The sequence below is a fragment of the Pectinatus sottacetonis genome, from assembly GCF_015732155.1.
Classification (GTDB): domain Bacteria; phylum Bacillota; class Negativicutes; order Selenomonadales; family Selenomonadaceae; genus Pectinatus; species Pectinatus sottacetonis.
Window position 1 is genome coordinate 1,551,709 of the sequence record NZ_WIQK01000001.1, and the last position, 20,584, is coordinate 1,572,292.

Consider the following 20,584-nt stretch of genomic DNA (forward strand, 5'->3'; position numbering starts at 1 on the left):
CCTCCGAATCATAAAATTATTTTTTCTTGGAAAAAGCAATTTTGCATGTTGGATATCCATTAGCAATAGTATCAGTTAACTTAAAATCATACCCCATAGATTTAGCAATATTTCTGTCACCATCCATAGCCATATCACAAAGCTTTACGCATGTTTCATCATCGATACCTGCATCTTGCCAGCCTTTTAGTAATGGGCAATGATGAAATTCCATTTCCATTTTGTCATTATTTTTTACTTTGAATTCTACTTCAAAAGTTTTTAATGTACTTCCAGTTAAAAAAGTGTCAGCAAAACATTTTACACTATCAGGATTAGTACATTGTTTTTTAATTTCATTACCTTGCATTTTGCCAGTTTGGGCAATTGCTTCGCGAATAATTTTTTCGACTTCATTGGCTTTACCAGTTTCCTTGGCCTTTACATAGGTTAGACCAGTCCAAATAGCTCTGTGAGCTATAGCGCTTCTTTGTAAATCAGCCATTGGATCACCCTTGATGGAAGTTTTGTTATTAATCATGTATATCCCTCTCCTTAATATGATTACAAAATATTAATAAAAATAAGTAATAATAATAGAACATATGTCTTTTACCTTTAACGTAATCATATCACGGCATAAAAAATAATGCAATAAAAATTTTATATCATTATAATTAAAATTAAAATTTAAAATAGATATGCCTTTAAGCATAATAAAATTAGGAAATTATAATAAATTTAATGATAAGATTCTAACCATATACTGATATGATTAAAAAACGTGACTTGCGGATTAATCTAATTATGCTATATGTTTTGTACTTATGAAATGATTGCATTATTGTATATATCAGATATAATATATTATAATAGTGTTTTATATTAATATGATCTAATCATGCCCAATTTATTGCAAAATATATTGTACTCGTAAATATTTGTATGTGTTGATTTGTAGAATAGTGTATTAATATGAAGCATTTAAATTCCTAACGAGGTAATCATGAATAAAAATTTAAGTACGCTAAAAGCACAAATTTATAATGATCTTTTTTCTGATATTATCAGTGGTAAATATAAAATAAATACTATTTTAACAGAAAAATTCTTAATGGAAAAATATAATGTTAGTAGGGCACCTATTAGAGAAGCACTAACCCAATTAACAGCTACAGCTATTTTATCGAGTATACCACGGCAGGGTTATAAGATAGTCGAGCCAAGTCCTAAGCAAATGCGTGATATAGTTAAATTCCGTACTGCTTTAGAACCAGCTTTTCTAGAAATGTATTATTCGTGCATAGCAGATAAATCAATAGGAGAACTGAAGCAAATTTGTTATTTATATGATAAGTCTCCGGCAACTGATTTTATGACGCGCTGGCAATATAATTGTGAATTTCATTTAAAGCTATTTTCTAACTATAATAATAATTATTCTTATTCCTTGTTGAATGATGCATTATCAATACAAACAATGTTTTTTGTTCAAACAAAACACTATGCATCTAATAGCTTACATCTTGCTGTGCTGGATTATATTGAAAAGAAGGAAATAAATATTGCTATAAATATTTTAAAGGCAGATATAGGCGATTTTCTTTTAAATACGACAGCTCCATCAGAATAAAGAAGTTAAAGACCTTGCTATAAAAGTGTGGAAATGCCCTGCATGCAAGGCACATCATGACTGATATATAAATGCAACCATAAATATGAAGGATTAAGAATATTGTACGCAATAGCGTAATAACATATATAAGAACCGTAGAAATTACGGGGTTAGCCTGTGGAGATAATTTATGGCGTGCTTTTAGCGCAGATATCTGTGAAGTAGACTCCCAGGGGTTAGAATATATATTTATGGTGGCGTTTATAAAAAACAACTGTATGTTATTTCGTAATAAATTATAAGGAGGTTAATGGGTGAAGATAATATATTGATTTTTCATAATACAAAGTTTAATTTGAATAATGTAATACTAATATAAAGAAGGAATTTATATGAAAGAATATAACATAGCGGTCATAGCTGGTGATGGAATAGGAACAGAGGTAACAGCTGAGGGAATAAAAGTATTAAAAATAATTGAAGAATTAGATAAAGATATACAGTTTTCTTTTACTTATTTTCCCTGGGGGTGTGAGTATTATAAAAAAACAGGTAAGATTATGGATGATGATGGATTGGAAAAACTGCGAAATTATGATGCTGTATATTTAGGGGCTGTAGGAGCTCCGGAGGTACCTGATTATATATCATTACGGGATTTGTTGATAAAAATCAGACAGGGTTTTGACCAGTATGTGAATTTACGACCAGTAAAATTATTACGGGGAGCTCCATGTCCTTTGATTGGAAAAAGCCAGGCTGATATAGATATGATTGTTGTGCGGGAAAATTCCGAAGGTGAATATGCAGGAGCAGGTGATTGGCTTTATAAAGATAAACCAGAAGAAGTTGTTTTACAGACAAGTGTGTTTTCTCGTAAGGGAACGGAAAGGATAATACGTTATGCTTATGAACTGGCGCGCAGAGAGCATAAAAGTATTACTAGTGTAAGTAAAGGTAATGCACTAAATTATTCAATGGTGTTTTGGGATAAGATATTTGCCGAAGTGGGAAAAGAATATACTGATGTCAAACAGTATAGTTATTTAGTAGATGCGGCAGCAATGTTTTTTGTGAAAGATCCAGCCCGTTTTGAAGTAGTAGTGACATCAAATTTATTTGGGGATATTTTGACTGATTTGGGAGCAGCAATTGCTGGAGGAATGGGGCTGGCTGCTGGTGCTAACATTAACCCAGAAAAAGAATATCCGTCAATGTTTGAGCCTATTCATGGTTCAGCACCGGATATTGCCGGTAAAAGTATAGCTAACCCGATGGCTGCTATCTGGTCGGCAGCACAAATGATGGAATTCTTTGGCGAGAAAAAGTGGAGTAATAAAATGATAATGGCTATTGAAAAAGTTTTGACAGACAAGAAAGTATTATCAATAGATTTTGCTGGAACAGCAACAACTAAGGAAGTAGGTGAAGAGATAGGAAAACAGCTAAGGAAAATATATACCATTTAATATAGGAAATTGACAATACTTAGAAGCCCCGCACATAATTTTGTGCGGGGCTTCTAAGTATTGCGTGGGTGATTAATTTATTTGTTTTGTCTTTCTTTAAGCATTTCACTTAGGGTATGCCAGGCGAGGACGGCACATTTTACACGGGCGGGCATGTGGGCAACATCTTTTAAGGCAACAGCTTCATCAAGCTGTTCCAGTTTTTTTTCATCAGTTTCTTCACCACGGACCATTTTGATAAACAGATCAGTGAGTGCTAATGCTTCTTCTACACTTTTACCAATTACAAGTTCAGCCATAATGTCCGTAGAAGCCTGAGATACAGCACATCCCTGTCCGTTAAAGGCAGCATCTTTTATTATATTGTTTTCTACATTTATTTCTAATACTATTTCATCACCGCAGCTGGGATTTATCCCCTTTTTTATTAAAACTTCATCTTCGCTGCATTGGGGATTAATGGCAACTTTGTAATCACTGGCAGCAGTCAGCTTATGCTTGTGGTCGGGATGCATATTATGGTCCATAAGAATATCATTATAAATGTTATTGAGCGCCATGAAAATAACTCCTTATATATTTTACCCGTTCAACGAGTTTGTTAATATCTTCTTCATCATTATAAAAAGCCATGCTGGCTCGGCAGCAGAAATTGCATTTTAAGTAGCGCATAAGTGGCTGGGCACAATGATGGCCACCACGGATAGCAACATCTCCGGCGTCCATTAGTGAGGCAACATCGTGGGGGTGTACACCTTCAATATTAAAAGCGATGACGCCATGATGTTTAGTGTAGTCTTTGTCACCATAGATAGTAACGTATGGAAGTCTGCTTAGCTGGTTTCCGGCTGATTCACTTAAAGCTGTTTCACGCTTTATAATTGTATCATAACTAATAGACTGCATAAAATCTATGGCAGCAGCTAATCCTACAGCACCACCTACGTTTTGGGTACCTGCCTCAAATTTATAAGGTAGCTCGGCGAATGTAGCTGTTTGTTCATCTACATAGTCGATCATTTCACCGCCGGTTAAAAATGGTGGCATTTTTTCTAAGTAAGTTTGTTTGCCATATAAAATACCGATACCCATTGGCGCATACATTTTGTGGCCGGAAAAAGAGTAAAAATCACAATCAAGTTTATCTACATCAATTTTAGCATGAGGTATTGCCTGCGCACCATCAACGGAAACAACAGTATTGTTGCTGTGAGCGATAGCTATTAGTTCTTTTATGTTTTGCATTGTTCCAAGTACATTGGAAACGTGAGTCAAGGATAAAATTTTGGTTTTAGCGGATAATTTGCTTTTTAGTTCATCAGTAGTAATGCAGCCATTTTTATCAGGATAAAGATATATCAATTTTGCGTTATGCCGTTTAGCAGCCTGCTGCCATGGGATCATGTTACTGTGGTGTTCCATGATTGAGATGAGGATTTCATCATCAGGCTTAAGTAACAGATCAGATAAACAATAAGCAATAATATTAAGAGATTCGGAGGCGTTCCGCGTATAAATAATTTCCTGTTCTTTGGGGGCATTGATAAAAGCCGCGATTTTCTTGCGGGCATTTTCATAGGCATCAGTAGCTTTTTGCGAAAGTTCATATAGTCCGCGTAGTGGATTGGCATTTTTCTGTTTATAGTAATCAGCAATGGCATCTATGACCATATCAGGCTTTTGGGTAGTAGCGGCATTATCCAGATAAGCTAAATTTTTGTTATGGCGCATTATAGGAAAATAGTTTTTATATTGATTCATTAAAAAGCACATCCTTATTATAGTTATCAAGTTTTGCTGCCAATTTTTCCGGTACAATATTTTTTAAACGAGAAACGGCAGAACTGAGAAAAATACGGCGGGCTTCTTCTTCATTGATGCCGCGTGATTTTAGATAAAACATTGGCTCATCATCAAGGGTTCCAATGGCAGCGCCATGATTACCGGCAACATCATCTTCATCACATAAAATTAAAGGAACGCTTTTATTTTTGGCAGTTTTGCTTAAAATAAGGACATTTTCGCTTTCACTACCGGCCGCTCCCTTGCAGCCACGGTGAAAATCGATTGTACCGCGGGCAGTTTTTTTACTGCAGCCTAACAACAGACCAGTCATTTTTATTTCTGATAAACTTTTTTTACCATAATGGCGGGCCACATAATTGAGATCTATTTCCTGTTTTTTATGGCCAATATAATTTGAGTAGATCTTTATAGCTGAGTTATATCCTCGTAGGTCAGCATTTACGGAAGCTAAAGCTGCTCCAGCTCCTAGCGGGATTTGATTGATTTTTACAAGAGAATCTTTATCAAGTTCTGCCGTGATATTGTTGAAAGCAAGAAAATCCTGTCCTAGCAGCTGCAGACATGTAAGTTTAAGGGAAGAACCAGTTGCAGCTTTTATTCTAATAAGATCGGCGTATTGCCCGACAGCGTTAATTTCAGATGACATAGAGAGTATTATTTCAGCAGAACTATTTTCTTCAAGGATAATGTCAAATAAACAAGTAAGTTTGTCGTTTTGCTGCATTGTTAAATCAATAATTAGCGGTTCTTTTATCTGAACATTTTTGTTTACAATTATTGATTTTATAAAAGACGCATTGGCTGTAATGTAATCAGTGGTTTTTTTGTCATTATCGCGTAAAATGCAGCTGTTAAACGTGGGACTATTAAGGAGCCTCATATTTTTATTAACTCCACTTATAACAGGTTCTGTTTTTGTATCAGGTTTATCAGAAAGTTGTATTTGTTTATAGTTGACGTTAAATCTATTCCATGTAAGAACAGGTAAATTATTTGCGTGTAAGATAGTACCCATTATCCGATGCTCCCTTCCATTTCCAAACGTATAAGATTATTCATTTCTACAGCATACTCAAGCGGAAGTTCCTTGGAAATAGGATTGGCAAAGCCATTAACAATAAGAGTTTTAGCTTCGCTTTCACTTAAACCGCGGCTCATCAGGTAAAAAACAGCCTCATCATCGATGCGACCGATAGAAGCTTCATGTCCTACGTTTACATCATCGCAGCGGACATCCATCAAGGGAACAGTATCTGAACGGGACTTGTCGTCGAGCATGAGTGATTGGCAGGAAACACTGGCTTTGCTTTTGTGGGCCTTTTCCGTAAGGGCAACGGCACTTCGAAAAGTACTGATGCCGCCATCTTTTGATAGCGACTTTGTATTTATTACGGAAGATGTATGTGGTGCATTATGCAGTACTTTAGTTCCAGTATCAAGATTTTGTCCGTTACCAGCAAATGTTATACCAGTAAATTCGCATTTTGCCCGTTCACCATTTAATATTGTCATAGGATATAAATAAGATACATGGGAACCAAAGGAACCTGAAACCCATTCCATGACGCCACCTTTTTCTACTTTGGCACGTTTGGTATTGAGATTGTACATATTTTTAGACCAATTTTCGATGGTTGAATAACGTAAATGTGCACCTTCACCGACAAATAATTCTACACAGCCGGCATGTAAATTGGCAACGTTGTATTTGGGGGCAGAACAACCTTCAATGAAATGCAGGCGGGCACCTTTGTCAACGATTATCAAGGTATGCTCAAATTGACCGGCACCCGGTGAATTAAGGCGGAAATAAGATTGGAGGGGAATATCTACAGTAGTATAAGGCGGAACATAGACAAAAGAGCCGCCTGACCATACAGCTCCGTGCAAAGCGGCAAATTTATGGTCAGAAGCTGGAACAAGATGCATAAAATGTTTTTTTATCATTTCAGCGTAAGGTCCCTTTAAGGCTTCTTCAATACCACTGTATATTACACCCTTCTCAGCAACAGACTTTTGAATGTTATGGTAAACAAGTTCAGAATCATATTGAGCGCCAACTCCGGCAAGGGAAGTACGTTCTGCTTCAGGAATACCTAGCCGTTCAAATGTGTCTTTTATATCGGCGGGAACTTCATCCCATTTAGTGGCCATTTTTGCATTAGGGCGGACATAAGTTACAATATTGTTAATGTTAAGATCATCAATGTCAGGACCCCAATTAGGAATTTTTAATTCATGGTAGATTTTCAGGGATTTTAAACGATGGATCAGCATCCATTCAGGTTCTTTTTTTTTGGCACTTATTTGTTTGACTATATCTTCAGTAAGACCGCTGGTTAGTTTTTCTACATCTTTTTCTTCTTTGGCAAAATCGTACATATTGCGGTTTATATCCGCTATTACCGGTGCTTTTGCTAAGATGTCAGACATTTTTATCACCTGCCTGTGCTTCAAAACGAACAAATCCATTTTCGTTTATTTCTTCAATAAGTTCACTGCCGCCCTCGGCAATTATGTGCCCTTTGAATAGAATATGGACCTTATCTATTTTTAATTTGTTTAAAATATGCATATTGTGTGAGATTATCAATAATCCTTTGTCTTTATTCTGTTGAAATTCTTTGATTCCCTTGAGCATGATGTTTACGGCGTCAACATCGAGACCAGAGTCGGTTTCATCTAAAATAGCAAGCTTAGGGGAAAGCATCAAAAGTTGAAGCATTTCGACTTTTTTTCGTTCACCGCCGGAAAAACCAACGTTAAGATCACGATCTAAATAATCTTTTTTCAAATCTAAAATACCTAATGTAGTATATAATTTTTGCCGAAATTCTTTGCCTTTAATTGGCTGGGGTGTATTTTTAACAGCAGCGCGTAAAAAACTATATAAGGAAATTCCTGGAATTTCTACTGGTGACTGAAAAGATAAAAAAATACCTTTTTTGGCTCTTTTGTCAGTAGGAAGCTCCGTTATATCTTCGTCTTCAAAAAAAATTCTGCCGTTATCGACCTTGTAAGCCGGATTAGACAAAAGGGATGAACCAAATGTTGATTTACCAGCACCATTGGGCCCCATCAATACATGTGTTTCACCCTTGTTTATCGTAATGTTAAGTGCGTGCAATATAGGAACATTGTCATTAGATGTGACAGAGTAGTTTTTTACTTCTAGTAGTTTATTGTTCATAAGAAAGACACTCCCTAATATCAATAATGTATTATTCAATTATATAAAATAGAAATTATTGCTTAATAATTTATTATTACAAAATATTGCTAGATAATCAATTTAATTTGCGCTATCAGCCCTATCTCATTAATCATATTATACTACTATGATAATATATAAACAATAGTTATTTTTTAGTTTTGCTTATTATTAATGTAGTTATAATGAAAATATACATAGATAATGCCTGTCCAATATTAGACAGGCATTATCTATGTATATTTTCATTTTTACGTTATATTAAATAAAGATGAAATGTTTATTTACAACCGGCAATAGCTTTTTTTACGCTGTCGGCAGAATCCATAAGCATTTTAGTTTCTTCTTTGGTTAATTTAACTTCAAAGGATTTTACAACGCCTTCGCCACAAAGCATACGAGGTATACTAAGAGCAACATCATGCAAACCGTATTCGCCTTCAAATACGGCAGACATAGGTAAGATAGTATGTTCATCATATAAAATGGCTTTTATAAAACGGCAGGCTACCATCGAAATCCCTGTATTCGTCCATCCTTTAAGATTGATTATATCATATGCTACTTGTACAATTTCATCTTCAATAGCCTTGCGGCTGATTTTTTGTGAGAAATTGAAACACTCATCTAAGTGTTCAAGTGGCATCCCTGCTATATTTACAGTACTCCAGGCAGTAAATGCAGTATTTCCATGTTCGCCTAAGATATAACCATGAATATTTTTGGGATCAACACGATAATGATTAGCTAAAGCACGGCGGAAACGGAACGTTTCCAGCATTGTCCCAGTACCGACAATTCTTTCACGCGGATAATCAAAATGAGTTGAAATATAATAAGTAGCTACATCAAGCGGATTAGTTATAGCAATTATCATAGCTTCTTTTGTATATTTTGTTATTTCAGACATAATACTGCCCATAATTTTAGTGTTGGTCTTTGCTAAAATTAAACGATCAGGCTTTTCGCCAGGTTTTATACTGGGACCTGCTGTAATAATTATAATACCCGCATCTTTGCAGTCGGCATATGTACCTGAATGCACATTAATATTTGTGCTGTAGATACATGATGTTGCATGACTAGCGTCAAGTGCTTCACCTTTTGCTTTATCTGTATTGATGTCGATTAAAGCAATTTCTGAGGCTAATTGAAAGTCGGTGACTTTGTTCAATATTGCGGAACCTACATTACTGGCTCCAATGATTACGATTTTTCCTTTGTTTACCATAAAAAAATTCTCCTCCCTATCACTCGTAGGTGCGTCGCATAAATATTTACGACATGGTGATTGCTGAACAGGCAGTTCTTCTGGCTCTGCTTCATTATAAATTACGCCTTCTCAAGACTCACACTATCTCAATGGACAAATGTAATTTACTCTGCATCACAGCTGCGGGACAGCTCCGGTTTTTAACGGATTCTCTATTAAGTGGATAACACCTGTTCCTTTAACGGTAGATAAACTAAACTTATAGTTTAACCCTTTTAAAATATATTATATTTAATTGCTGGTCAAATATAAAAATTTCATTTATCATTGTTGCACATAGTGATTAAATTGTCAAGATAGCAGACTAGGCATTACATTGTTATTAGAATAATAAAAATTATTTATTATTCTAATAACAATGTAATAAATATATAAATGTTTTTGTGTAGTGAGATAATTCATAATCATATGTAATTATGTAAAAAATAGTAAGCATAGTTTATGACAAAATAATTTAAATATTGCTTAAAAAGTAAAAAATGGTGTAGAATAAAAATATCTGTTAAGGAAGCATTTTATAATTGTTTTATATAGTAAAATCTATACGGCATGGAGAAAAAATAATGCAAGGAATAGAAGTAAAAAACTTAATATATAGTTATACTGGGGCAGATAACCAGAAGAAAAAAGCTTTGGATAAGATAAATTTGACTATAAGTAAAGGTGAGTTTATCGCAATTATTGGTATGAATGGCTCAGGAAAATCAACTCTTGCTCGCCAGTTTAATGGGTTGCTACTTCCAGATGAGGGAAGCTGTATTGTTGATGGGATAAATACAAAAGATGAGAAAACTATTTGGCAGGTAAGGCAAAAGGTAGGAATGGTTTTTCAAAATCCAGATAATCAGATAATTGCCGCGATTGTTGAGGATGATGTTGCTTTTGGACCGGAGAATTTGGGGATAATGCCTGAGGAAATAAGAAAACGAGTCACTGAAAGTTTAAAGGTCGTGGCAATGGAACAAAAACGAAAATTTGCGCCGCATCTTTTATCAGGCGGGCAGAAACAATTAATAGCTATAGCTGGTGTACTGGCTATGCGGACAGACTATCTGGTATTGGATGAACCGACAGCGATGCTTGATCCTTTAGGGCGACAGGCTGTTATAGAAACAGTACATAAAATACATAGGGAATATGGTATAACCATAATTTTAATAACGCATTTTATGGATGAAGCTGTCAGTGCGGGCCGGATAATAATTATGCATGAAGGAAGAATTGCTGCCAATGGAACACCTGGGGAAATATTTAATAATCCTGAAAAAATAAAAAAAATGGGACTGGATTTGCCATTAGCATCTCAAATAGCAGGTAATCTGCGAAGAAAAAAACTACCATTATCAGAAAATATTTATCAAGATAGAGATTTAATAGAAGCTTTAAAAAAATGAAATAGTTAAAAAGAAATATTTATTATTGCATTAAAAATGCCCTCCCGTAAATTGAAATTAAAATCTAACTTAATGGGAAGGCATTTTTTATTTTATTGATTGCAATTTGATTAAATGGGAACCGCACACTCGTGACATTAGTCTGAGTTAGGCGACCGAATTAGTCAGTATGTATAGAAATATGCATATAGAGATTGGTACAAGACCAGTACAATACTGCCTTAAATGCTGGAAACTCATAGCCACAACGCTAAGATGAAACAAGCTCAAACGTGACGGCTGCGAAAGTAAAAAAATATGCTGTATGGTGCAAGGTTAAACCCTAAACACTAGAAAATGGACAATCAGCAGGAAAGCTCTGAACAGGAGAATCCCCAACGACTATTTTTCTTGAGGGAAGTACAGCCTAGCGGCTGGAAGTGGGCAGACCTTAACGGATAATGCCAAAGGACAAGATATAGTCTGTGCTTTATGGAAACATAAAGGAGTTCATAATAATAATTTTAGTAACCATATTATAGAAACGGAATAATTTCTTTTACAGAATCAAAAATAAGATGAGGTTTTATTGAAGAGGTTTCCACATCTTCTAATTTTGTTTCGCCGCTTAACACAAGCATACTGTAAAGACCATTATTGACACCGGCAGCTACGTCGGTATAAAGCCGGTCACCGACCATCATTACTTTATCGCCAGTAGTGTTTAGCCGGGCTAGCATATATTTTATAATATCAGGATTAGGTTTACCTATAATACGATCGGGATAGCGAAAAGCTGAAGCTTTGATAAATGCGGCAATTGCACCAGAATCGGGAATAAATCCGGTTTTGGTAGGGCAATTATAATCTGGATGGGTAGAGATATACGGCAGCCCAGCACGTACAAAATCACAAACTTTACACATTTTATTATAATCTAAGCTTGTATCAAAGGCTGTAACAACTATATCAGGTTTTTCTTCATCTAAAATTAGGCCTTCTTCAAGAAATTCTTTTTTCAGTAAAGCATTACCTAAAAGAAAAATTTTTTTATTAGGGTAAGTTTGTTTTAAATAATAAATAGTTGCTTGCCCTGAAGTTATTATTTGGTTTACATCAATATCAAGTCCCATTTTATGAAGTTTATCGACATAATTTTGTGAACTTTTGGAAGAATTATTGGTCAGAAAAATAAATTTCCGGCCTGACGATTCTACTTTGTGTAAAAATTCTTTTGCACCATTTATCCATGTTTCGTCGAGGTAAATAGTGCCGTCCATGTCAAGAGAAAAAAAATCTATAGTTTTTATTATGTTACTTTTATCTTTGTTTACTTTTGAAATCATTTATTTACACCTCTTTTTGTTTTTGTATTAATTAATAGTATAATCAATAAACAGGTTAAATGTCAAAGAATTATTAAAAAAACAAGTATTATTTTAAATTTATTTACAATAATTTAGAAAAAAACTCATCAATAAAGGAATAATAAAAAAGATATATATTATAAAAAAATAAATAAAAAATAATTTTTACTAATTATGAATATTAAATAAAATACAATAACATAAAAAATAATTAAATATAACAATAAATAATTATTTTTTAGCAAAATACTTGATTTTTAGAAAAAATTTGCTATAATGAAATTTATTCAGAGGTAATAAAATATAAACATAAATAAACGATAAGAACAGTATAATTGTTAAAAATATTCTGATTTTATCAATTATACTATGAGTTGAAGATTAAGTACTGAGTAAAGAAAGGATAATGTTATGAAGTTAACACCAAAGGTAGTAAAAAAAATGAAGATTAATGAATTTATTGGAAAAAAGTTTTCCTGTGAGTGTGGTCGAGAACATTATATGGATATGAATGCAATAGTTATAGAAAATGGTGCAATAAATAAAATAATTGATGTAATAAACAAATATGGCAGTAAATATCCATTAATTATAGCTGATTCTAATACATATAAAGTTGCGGGAGAAATGCTTGAATCGTTGCTTGATAGTGAAAATATTGCACATAAGGAAGTTATCTATCAAACGAAGTGTTCTTTGGTTCCTGATGAGGAAGCCATGGGAAAATTGATTTTAGCAGTGGGAGATAATACAGATTTGCTGATAGCAGTGGGATCTGGCGTATTAAACGATCTCACTAAATATATAAGCAGGCGTACAGGATTAAAGGCTGTTATTATTGCAACTGCACCATCGATGGATGGGTTTGTATCGGATACATCAGCGCTGACCATTGATAATTTGAAAACAAGTGTGTCGTGTGAGCTGCCAAAAGTTGTTTTAGGTGATGTAGATATATTGAAACAAGCACCAGAACGAATGATACTTGCTGGATTAGGCGATATGATAGGAAAGTATTCGGCACTTACTGATTGGAAATTAAGTGAAATTATAAACAACGAATATTATTGTGCGACAACAGCAACAATTTCTGCTGAGGCAATTCAAAAATGTGTTGATAATATTAACGGGGTAAAAAAGCGTTCAGATGCAGCTATTGCCAATATAATGGATGGGCTGATACGTACAGGAATTGCTATGAGCTATGTAAATAATTCTCGGCCGGCATCTGGCTGCGAACACCATTTATCGCATTATTGGGAAATGATGTTTTTATTTCAGGGAAAAGAAGCGCTTCTTCATGGAACTAAGGTAGGGATTACAAGTATATTGGCAGGAAAGATCTATGAAACTTTTGCACAAGAAAAAGTTGATTTTACAGCAGCAATAAGGAAGGCAAGGAATTTTGATGCATCCAAATGGGAAGATAATATAAAGCAATTTTATGGTAAAGCGGCAGCGGGTATATTAAAAGCAGCAGCCACAGATAACAGAAATTGTATTGAAAAGCGACTGGAACGAATAGAAACAATAAGGACAAATTTTACTGAGATTACAAAATTAGCCAAGACAGCCAAGACAGCTTCTTTTATTGAAAATATAATGAAATGTGCTGGGGCACCGCTTCGTCCGCAAGATGTTGGCGTTGATGAAACAACCGTTCATAATAGTATGCTTATGGCTAAGGAAGTGCGTCAGCGCTATACTATTTTAAATATGCTTTCTGATTTGGGATTGACAGAAAAATATACAGAAATTATTGATGATTTTATCAAAAAATAATATAAAACAAAACAATAATTTTATAAGGGACTGTGACATAAACTATTGGCTGCATAAAAATGCAGTAGTTTGCTGTTGAATGTGGATTGGAAAAACGTTTAGGTACGGCAGTCCCAAAAGGATGGTTATTATGGAAAAAATATTATTTCTGGCATTTGTTTTATATGTAGTACAATGTTTTTTTATGTATCTGCAGATGAAGCACTTTAAAAGTATTGTTAAGGATTTTATGACAAAAGGACATGTAGGTATAGGTGAAAGAAAAAGCAAGTTTTCTGCTGGAAATGTAGTGGTATTAGTTAGTGACGATAACGGCATGATCCTTGAAGCAAAACAGATGAAGGGACGTACTTTATTGGCACGATTTAAGAGTATGGGAGTATGGAAGGGAAAAAATATAAATTTTTTAAAGCAAACAGCGTTAAAAGAAAAAAAGCAGAACAAAGCTTTATTGCAAGCAATAGATAGTATTGTGGTAAAAAAAGATCTTGTGTAATGTTTTCGGATAAATAGTTAGAAAATTTATAATACTTATGTTTATTTTAGAAAATATTAATACAAATGGTAGATATATTATTTGTAATTGACGTAATTTTGCGTTTATTTATTTAATAAATTTTATATATGACAAATATGAAAGGAGTATAAATCTAGAGCAGTAAAGTGGAATTTTTTATAATTGAGGAGGAAAAAAAATGGGAATTATGCAGCATTTGGGATTTTTGGCAGCAGGTTTTATTGGCTTATTTCAAGAAGGAGGAAAAAGCTTTGTTGGTATGGTAACAGGCATGTTGCCTACATTGATAGCATTGATTACGGCTATTAATGCGTTTATTCATATCATGGGGCAGAAACGTATTAATAAATTAGCACAGCTTACCAGTAGGAACATAATATTACGCTATACAGTATTTAATATAATTTCCATGCTTTTTTTTGGGAAATCCAATGGCTTATACCATGGGGCGTTTTCTTCCAGAAAAATATAAACCGGCTTTCATGGATTCCTGTATAACTTTTTGTCATCCTATAACAGGGCTTTTTCCTAATGCAAATCCGGCGGAACTTTTTGTCTGGCTGGGAATAGCTAACGGCGTTATGCAGTTAGGACTGCCAACTAGTGAATTAGCAGTACGCTACTTTCTGGCAGGCGTAATTGTAATACTTATAAGAGGAATAATAACGGAAAAGATAACTTTGTATATGATGAAAAAAAAGGGCGTAGAACTTTAATTGTTGATGGGAGGAAAAAAGCATGGCGAATGCAGTTAAAATAGAAAAAGGGCCTAATGGCTTTGGTGGGCCTCTTACAGTTAAATTGACTGGGAAGCGTGATAAAGTCGTATATATAACGGGAGGTGAAAAACCGGCGATTGCCGAAAAAATAGCTCAAATACTGGGAGCAGAATTAGTTGATGGTTTTAATCATGGGGTACCAGATGAAGAAATAGCAGTAGCAATTGTTGATTGTGGTGGTACGCTACGCTGTGGGATTTATCCTAAAAAAGGAATACCTACAGTAAATTTGACGCCTGTGGGAAAGTCAGGTCCGTTAGCGGCGTTTATTAATGAATCAATATATGTATCTGATGTAAAACCTGAGGGAATAAGTACAGTCAGTGCAGATGGAGTGATCTCAGACGTTCCTGCGCCGGAATTGAAGCAAACTGCTAAACTTGAAAATATTTCGACAAAAAAGGAAAAGGGAAATATATTAATGCGTTTTGGGAAGGCCGCTGGTGGTGTTATTCAGATTTTTTTCCAGGCAGGGCGCGATACTATTGACATGGTGGTAAAAACGATTTTACCATTTATGGCTTTTGTCAGTATGATCGTTGGTCTTATTATGGGATCAGGATTAGGTGATTTTATTGCGGCGCATTTATCTCCATATGCTGGATCATTACCGGGCCTATTTATTATATCGGTTGTTTGTTCTTTACCATTCTTGTCACCTATATTAGGTCCGGGAGCTGTTATTGCTCAGGTAATTGGAGTTTTAATAGGGACACAAATAGGTGCGGGAGCAATTTCACCTGAATTTGCGCTTCCGGCACTATTTGCCATAGATTCGCAGGTTGGCTGTGATTTTATGCCTGTGGGGTTGAGCCTTATGGAAGCAAAACCAGAAACAGTTGATATAGGTGTACCAGCGATATTGATGTCACGCCAGTTGGGCGGGCCTATAGGTGTTATTGTTGCCTATTTTGTTGGGATAGGATTATTTAGCTGAGTGTATATGTAGGATAGAGATAATTTGTATTGTGTCGGTAAAATTTTTATATTTTCGAGAAAATGCTATGTGAATATTTTCTTTAATAAAATGTAATATCTAGGGTATAGGTGCTAATTGGCACAATACGGAAGTAATATGTTTTGGGAGTGATTTAGTTGAAATATAGTGTAAAAATAACTAATGTAGGGTCAATGGCTAATGATTTGCTTTCAGCAGGAGATATGATTATATTTGAGCAGTGCGAAATGGAAGCTTTGGCTGAGGTATGTTTTATGCATACTAAAGGTATTTTAAATACTGATATAGTTATTGGCGATAAAGTATTAATAGGTAGCAGTGCTTATATAATAGCAGCAGTAGGAAATGAAGCACAACATACTTTAAAGACATTGGGACACTGTACTTTTAAATTTACCGATGATATGAAACCACAGCTGCCAGGACATATCAACCTTAAGGGGAATGGTTTACCGGCACCAAAGATTGGCGATATTATTTCTATTGAATGATAAATATATTCTGCTAGGGTGTAAAGTTGTTATTTCTATATCATAACAGAATATTAATGTTCAAGCGGCGAATGTATGCAAAAAAATAGTTTTTTCTATGCTGAAGGTTATTGTTGTTAAATAATAGTGTACTATAAACAATGCTCCTCTAAAAACAAGTTTGTTTTTAGAGGAGCATTGTTTACGTTTATAAATAGTTATTTCAATTTTAAAATTTTGTAAATGGCTTTTGCTACACCATCATTGTTGCAATTATCTGTTGTAAAGGAAGCAGCTGATTTAGCTTCTTTTATGGCATTGCCTGTAGCAACAGAAATACCAGCATATTTTAACATGGCAAGGTCATTATCACCATCACCGAGAACCATTATTTCATCTTTCTGTATATTTAAATAGGCGGCGAGCTGTTTTATACCGATAGCTTTATTTATATTAGGCGGGGTAATGTCTATAGTATAGCCGGTATTTTGCTGAAATTTTATGGCTGATTTATATTTTTCAGCAAGGGACTGTGTTAACTCCAGTGGAATTTTTGTGCTGCTGCGGATAACTATCTGAGTGACATTTTTAGAGTAGGGTTTATAATTTGCTCCTACTTCGGTTATGTTAAAATTTTTTATAGTGCGGTAGCCGGGAAACATATCCCAGGAAAAAAATGGTGCAAACCGGTTGTTACCAATATACCAACTACAAAAAATGTTGTTTTCTATAAAAAATGCCAACAGTTCCTCAGTAACAGCATCGTCAATATATTTTTCAAATATAGGTTCATTAGTATTAATTGTACGGATCATTGCACCATTGCATGATATTACAGGAACTTTAGTACCAATTATCCTACCAAAAAAAGAAGCGGCAAAATGCATTCTTCCTGTTGCTATTGAGGAATATATTCCCTGTCGGGAAGCAGCATGGAAAGCTTTGATGTTATTTATACTAATCGTTTTATTATCGTTTAATAAAGTGCCATCAAGGTCACTGATAATTATTTTTATTGCCATATAATCCATCCTTTACAATTTAGTAAAATAAAATTCATGGGATAATTAAAGTATATGCTGAATAATAAAAAGGATATATACTAGATAGTTAAATTACTAATTCTACTTGGGTTATTATAACGTATTTGATTGATAAAATAAAGGTAATGGCATGAGGTAAGTAATATTTTTTAGTTAGGTAATCTTGTAAATATAATGAAATTTAAGGATATAAAAAAATAACAGGATATATAGCGTAAATATTTGCTATAAGATAATAAATACTATAATATAATAATGTAACATTTATGTTATTGATTACAAAGTTACAATATAGTAAAATTAAATCGCAAATTAATATTGAATGGATGATTTTATGAAGAAAATATTGACAATTGCCGGGTCAGACTGCAGTGGAGGGGCGGGAATACAAGCTGATATTAAGACTATAACGGCCCACAGGATGTATGCAATGAGTGTAATAACGGCACTTACTGCCCAAAACACTAACGCAGTATATAAAGTTATGGATATTGAACCTGATTTTGTTGCGGCACAGATGGATGCTGTGTTTTCAGATATAAAACCTGATGCTGTTAAGATAGGGATGGTTTCTAATGATGCTATAGTAAAAATAATAGCGCGAAAATTGCTTCAATATAATGTCAGTAACATAGTAATAGATCCTGTTATGGTGGCAACTTCAGGTAATAAGCTTTTGGATGAGAATGCTGTAAAATCATTATGTGAATTTTTACTGCCGTTGGCCACTGTTGTTACGCCTAATATACCTGAAGCATCAATATTATGCGGCTTTGAGCCGCATAATATTGATGAGATGGAAAAAGCAGCCATAGTGATCATGAAAAAAATATTTGCCCAGCGTCAAGATAAGGATTATGGAGTACTAATAAAAGGTGGACATTCAGATGATAATGCAGATGATGTATTGAGAGATGCACTTGTAACTTATGTATATCATAGCAAAAGAATTGATAATCCAAATACACATGGTACAGGCTGTACTTTATCATCAGCAATAGCCTGCAATTTAGCTGGTGGCATGAATTTGCACGACAGTATAAATTATGCTAAAAAATATGTAGCACTTTTATTAAAAACCCGATTAGACCTGGGTAATGGAAGTGGTCCCTTAAATCACATGGCAGCAAATACATGGATAGCAAAAAATATACTGGACTGATAATTGAACAATAAAGTGTATTGATTATGTCCGGATTTTACTTAATGAGTTCAGATAGGCTGCCAGATGCAAACAAGATAATGGCCGCATAGATGACAATTGAGCTAAGGATGATCTTGCGGCAGTATACTATTTGAGGATAAAGCAGTTTTAGGAGTAATAGAATGCTCAATGATATGTTAAAAAACAATAAATATAGCTATATAGGATCATCGTTAAGATTAAAAGAAATGCTGACTGTACTGCGCAAATATGATATAGTTCGGGGAATAAATCCGCGAAAGATGCGGCTTATATTAGAAGCTTTGGGTCCTACTTTTGTAAAATTAGGGCAGGTAATATCTATGCGGCCGGATTTTTTGTCGAGTGAATATATATATGAATTGAGCAAACTTCAGACACGGGCTAATCCTCTACCGTTTGACGTGATAAAGTCAGTTATTGAAAAGGAATATAATCAAAAGTGGCATGATGTTTTTAGCAGTATTGATGAAAAAGCACTTGGGTCAGCATCAATAGCACAAGTCCATAGTGCTATATTGAAAAACGGAGCAAGGGTAGTAATTAAGGTTCAGCGGCCAGGAATATATGATGTAATGGCACAAGATATTATATTGTTGAAAAGAATTGTAAAACTTTTGCAGGTATTCAGTAAATCAAGTGATGTTGTTAATTTTATGGCAGTTTTAGATGAAATGTGGACAATAACAAAACAGGAAATGGATTTTATGATGGAAGCGGACCATATTGATGAATTCCGTCATTTGAATAGTGATGATCCAAATGTAGATTGTCCACAAGTATATAGAAAATTGACTACTGCCCGTATTTTAGTTATGGAATATATTGATGGAATCCGCATAGATAAAATTGATAAATTAAGAAGAGCAGGTTATAGTGTTGAGCAGCTGGGACGTAATTTGGGTAAAAACTATATTAAACAAATTATAAAGGATGGATATTTTCATGCTGATCCACATTCAGGAAATATATGGGTGAGGGATGGAAAAATAATCTGGCTGGACTTGGGCATGATGGGAAGATTGTCACAACAGGAGCGGGCAGCTTTAAAAAAAGCTGTTTATGCCCTGGCACATCATGATACCTTTATGATGAAGTCGGCTATCCTATCCCTAGGGATAGCTCGGGGCAGAATAAATCATATTAAATTATATGAAGACATTGATATTTTGATGATGCGTTATAATGATCTGCAATTTGGGGAATTAAATCTTGGTCGATTATCACATGATATAATTAAAATTCTACAGCACCATAATATGGGAATTATTCCCGGACTTAGCATGTTTGCCCGCGGTATAATGACGATTGATGGTATAATGCAGTTAACCTGTCCTAAGATAAACTTTGTTGATATATTACAAGAACAGATGCAAAATGATTTTTCCCGCAACTTTAATTGGCGGGAGGAACTAAAAAAGATGAAGCAGGGAAGTTATTCACTGTTATACCGTTCAATGCAGCTGCCAGAACAGATTTCTGATATAATTAAAATGACAATGAGTGGTCAGACTAAAGTCAATCTTGATTTAACTGGTTCGGAAGAACCACTTAAACAGATAGATAAAATGATCAATAAATTAATCATTGGAATAATAAGTGCAGCGCTTTTGCTGGGGTCATCGATCATATGCACTACTAGTATGACACCCAAATTTCTGGAGATTCCTTTTTTAGGAGTACTAGGATATATGGCAGCCCTTATTCTATGTGTAAGATTATTAATAAGTATATGGCGGCATCGGTAGCATAAAACTGC

At 34.5% G+C, this 20,584-nt stretch carries 18 protein-coding genes, 1 pseudogene and 1 riboswitch; of the genes and pseudogenes, 10 read left to right on the top strand and 9 right to left on the bottom strand.

All coding sequences use genetic code 11. The features are described 5' to 3' along the window. Window positions 1-16: 16 nt before the first annotated feature. Window positions 17-520, bottom strand: a complete 504-nt coding sequence (locus I6760_RS07220; protein ID WP_196593818.1) for an L-2-amino-thiazoline-4-carboxylic acid hydrolase — start codon at window positions 518-520, stop codon at window positions 17-19. A 465-nt stretch (window positions 521-985) separates the two neighbouring features. Between I6760_RS07220 and I6760_RS07225 the strand changes: the two genes are divergently transcribed. Next, window positions 986-1,612 (top strand): GntR family transcriptional regulator, encoded by a 627-nt coding sequence (locus I6760_RS07225; protein WP_196593819.1) that lies wholly within the window; start codon window positions 986-988, stop codon window positions 1,610-1,612. Between the two features lie 374 nt (window positions 1,613-1,986). Beyond that, window positions 1,987-3,063 (top strand): tartrate dehydrogenase, encoded by a 1,077-nt coding sequence (locus I6760_RS07230; protein ID WP_196593820.1) that lies wholly within the window; start codon window positions 1,987-1,989, stop codon window positions 3,061-3,063. A 77-nt stretch (window positions 3,064-3,140) separates the two neighbouring features. On the opposite strand, the gene sufU is transcribed toward I6760_RS07230, so the two are convergent. The 6 genes from sufU to I6760_RS07260 all read right to left on the bottom strand — a co-directional run bounded on the left by sufU (window position 3,141) and on the right by I6760_RS07260 (window position 9,311). Next, window positions 3,141-3,623 (bottom strand): Fe-S cluster assembly sulfur transfer protein SufU, encoded by a 483-nt coding sequence (sufU, locus tag I6760_RS07235; protein ID WP_196593821.1) that lies wholly within the window; start codon window positions 3,621-3,623, stop codon window positions 3,141-3,143. Beyond that, window positions 3,610-4,824 (bottom strand): SufS family cysteine desulfurase, encoded by a 1,215-nt coding sequence (locus tag I6760_RS07240; RefSeq protein ID WP_231036141.1) that lies wholly within the window; start codon window positions 4,822-4,824, stop codon window positions 3,610-3,612. The genes sufU and I6760_RS07240 overlap by 14 nt, the downstream gene beginning before the upstream one ends. Continuing rightward, on the bottom strand, window positions 4,811-5,884 hold the full coding sequence (locus I6760_RS07245; protein WP_196593823.1) for a SufB/SufD family protein: 1,074 nt from the start codon (window positions 5,882-5,884) through the stop codon (window positions 4,811-4,813). Before I6760_RS07245 ends, I6760_RS07240 begins: the two co-directional genes overlap by 14 nt. After that, the gene (gene sufB, locus I6760_RS07250; RefSeq protein WP_196593824.1) at window positions 5,884-7,302 is read right to left on the bottom strand and encodes a Fe-S cluster assembly protein SufB; all 1,419 of its coding nucleotides are present in this window, start codon (window positions 7,300-7,302) and stop codon (window positions 5,884-5,886) included. Before sufB ends, I6760_RS07245 begins: the two co-directional genes overlap by 1 nt. Then, window positions 7,295-8,059, bottom strand: coding sequence for a Fe-S cluster assembly ATPase SufC (sufC, locus tag I6760_RS07255; RefSeq protein WP_196593825.1), 765 nt, complete (start codon window positions 8,057-8,059; stop codon window positions 7,295-7,297). The genes sufB and sufC overlap by 8 nt, the downstream gene beginning before the upstream one ends. A gap of 301 nt (window positions 8,060-8,360) precedes the next feature. Beyond that, the gene (locus I6760_RS07260) at window positions 8,361-9,311 is read right to left on the bottom strand and encodes an L-lactate dehydrogenase (protein ID WP_196593826.1); all 951 of its coding nucleotides are present in this window, start codon (window positions 9,309-9,311) and stop codon (window positions 8,361-8,363) included. Window positions 9,312-9,364: 53 nt separating this feature from the next. After that, window positions 9,365-9,542: riboswitch (cobalamin riboswitch) on the bottom strand. Window positions 9,543-9,916: 374 nt separating this feature from the next. On the opposite strand from I6760_RS07260, the gene I6760_RS07265 reads away from it, so the two are divergent. Continuing rightward, on the top strand, window positions 9,917-10,747 hold the full coding sequence (locus tag I6760_RS07265) for an energy-coupling factor transporter ATPase (RefSeq protein ID WP_196594794.1): 831 nt from the start codon (window positions 9,917-9,919) through the stop codon (window positions 10,745-10,747). A 515-nt stretch (window positions 10,748-11,262) separates the two neighbouring features. On the opposite strand, the gene I6760_RS07270 is transcribed toward I6760_RS07265, so the two are convergent. Next, entirely contained in the window at window positions 11,263-12,072 is an 810-nt protein-coding gene (locus I6760_RS07270; protein WP_196593827.1) for an HAD-IIA family hydrolase, read from the bottom strand. 432 nt (window positions 12,073-12,504) lie between these two features. Here I6760_RS07270 and I6760_RS07275 point away from each other — a divergent pair, with 432 nt between their 5' ends. The 5 genes and pseudogenes from I6760_RS07275 (at window position 12,505) to I6760_RS07295 (ending at window position 16,620) form a co-directional block, all read left to right on the top strand. Next, on the top strand, window positions 12,505-13,875 hold the full coding sequence (locus I6760_RS07275; protein WP_196593828.1) for a sn-glycerol-1-phosphate dehydrogenase: 1,371 nt from the start codon (window positions 12,505-12,507) through the stop codon (window positions 13,873-13,875). A 130-nt stretch (window positions 13,876-14,005) separates the two neighbouring features. Beyond that, window positions 14,006-14,371 (top strand): transcriptional regulator GutM, encoded by a 366-nt coding sequence (locus I6760_RS07280; RefSeq protein ID WP_196593829.1) that lies wholly within the window; start codon window positions 14,006-14,008, stop codon window positions 14,369-14,371. Window positions 14,372-14,579: 208 nt separating this feature from the next. Next, a pseudogene (gene srlA, locus I6760_RS07285) lies at window positions 14,580-15,108 on the top strand (PTS glucitol/sorbitol transporter subunit IIC). 22 nt (window positions 15,109-15,130) lie between these two features. Beyond that, window positions 15,131-16,108, top strand: a complete 978-nt coding sequence (gene srlE / locus I6760_RS07290) for a PTS glucitol/sorbitol transporter subunit IIB (RefSeq protein WP_196593830.1) — start codon at window positions 15,131-15,133, stop codon at window positions 16,106-16,108. Between the two features lie 158 nt (window positions 16,109-16,266). Then, window positions 16,267-16,620 (top strand): PTS glucitol/sorbitol transporter subunit IIA, encoded by a 354-nt coding sequence (locus I6760_RS07295; RefSeq protein WP_196593831.1) that lies wholly within the window; start codon window positions 16,267-16,269, stop codon window positions 16,618-16,620. A 197-nt stretch (window positions 16,621-16,817) separates the two neighbouring features. Here I6760_RS07295 and I6760_RS07300 read toward each other — a convergent pair whose 3' ends face one another. Continuing rightward, window positions 16,818-17,621, bottom strand: a complete 804-nt coding sequence (locus I6760_RS07300) for a Cof-type HAD-IIB family hydrolase (RefSeq protein ID WP_196593832.1) — start codon at window positions 17,619-17,621, stop codon at window positions 16,818-16,820. Window positions 17,622-17,976: 355 nt separating this feature from the next. On the opposite strand from I6760_RS07300, the gene thiD reads away from it, so the two are divergent. Together thiD and I6760_RS07310 are read left to right on the top strand one after the other, a co-directional pair. After that, on the top strand, window positions 17,977-18,804 hold the full coding sequence (gene thiD / locus I6760_RS07305; RefSeq protein ID WP_196593833.1) for a bifunctional hydroxymethylpyrimidine kinase/phosphomethylpyrimidine kinase: 828 nt from the start codon (window positions 17,977-17,979) through the stop codon (window positions 18,802-18,804). 164 nt (window positions 18,805-18,968) lie between these two features. Then, the gene (locus tag I6760_RS07310; RefSeq protein ID WP_231036143.1) at window positions 18,969-20,573 is read left to right on the top strand and encodes an ABC1 kinase family protein; all 1,605 of its coding nucleotides are present in this window, start codon (window positions 18,969-18,971) and stop codon (window positions 20,571-20,573) included. Window positions 20,574-20,584 lie beyond the last annotated feature (11 nt).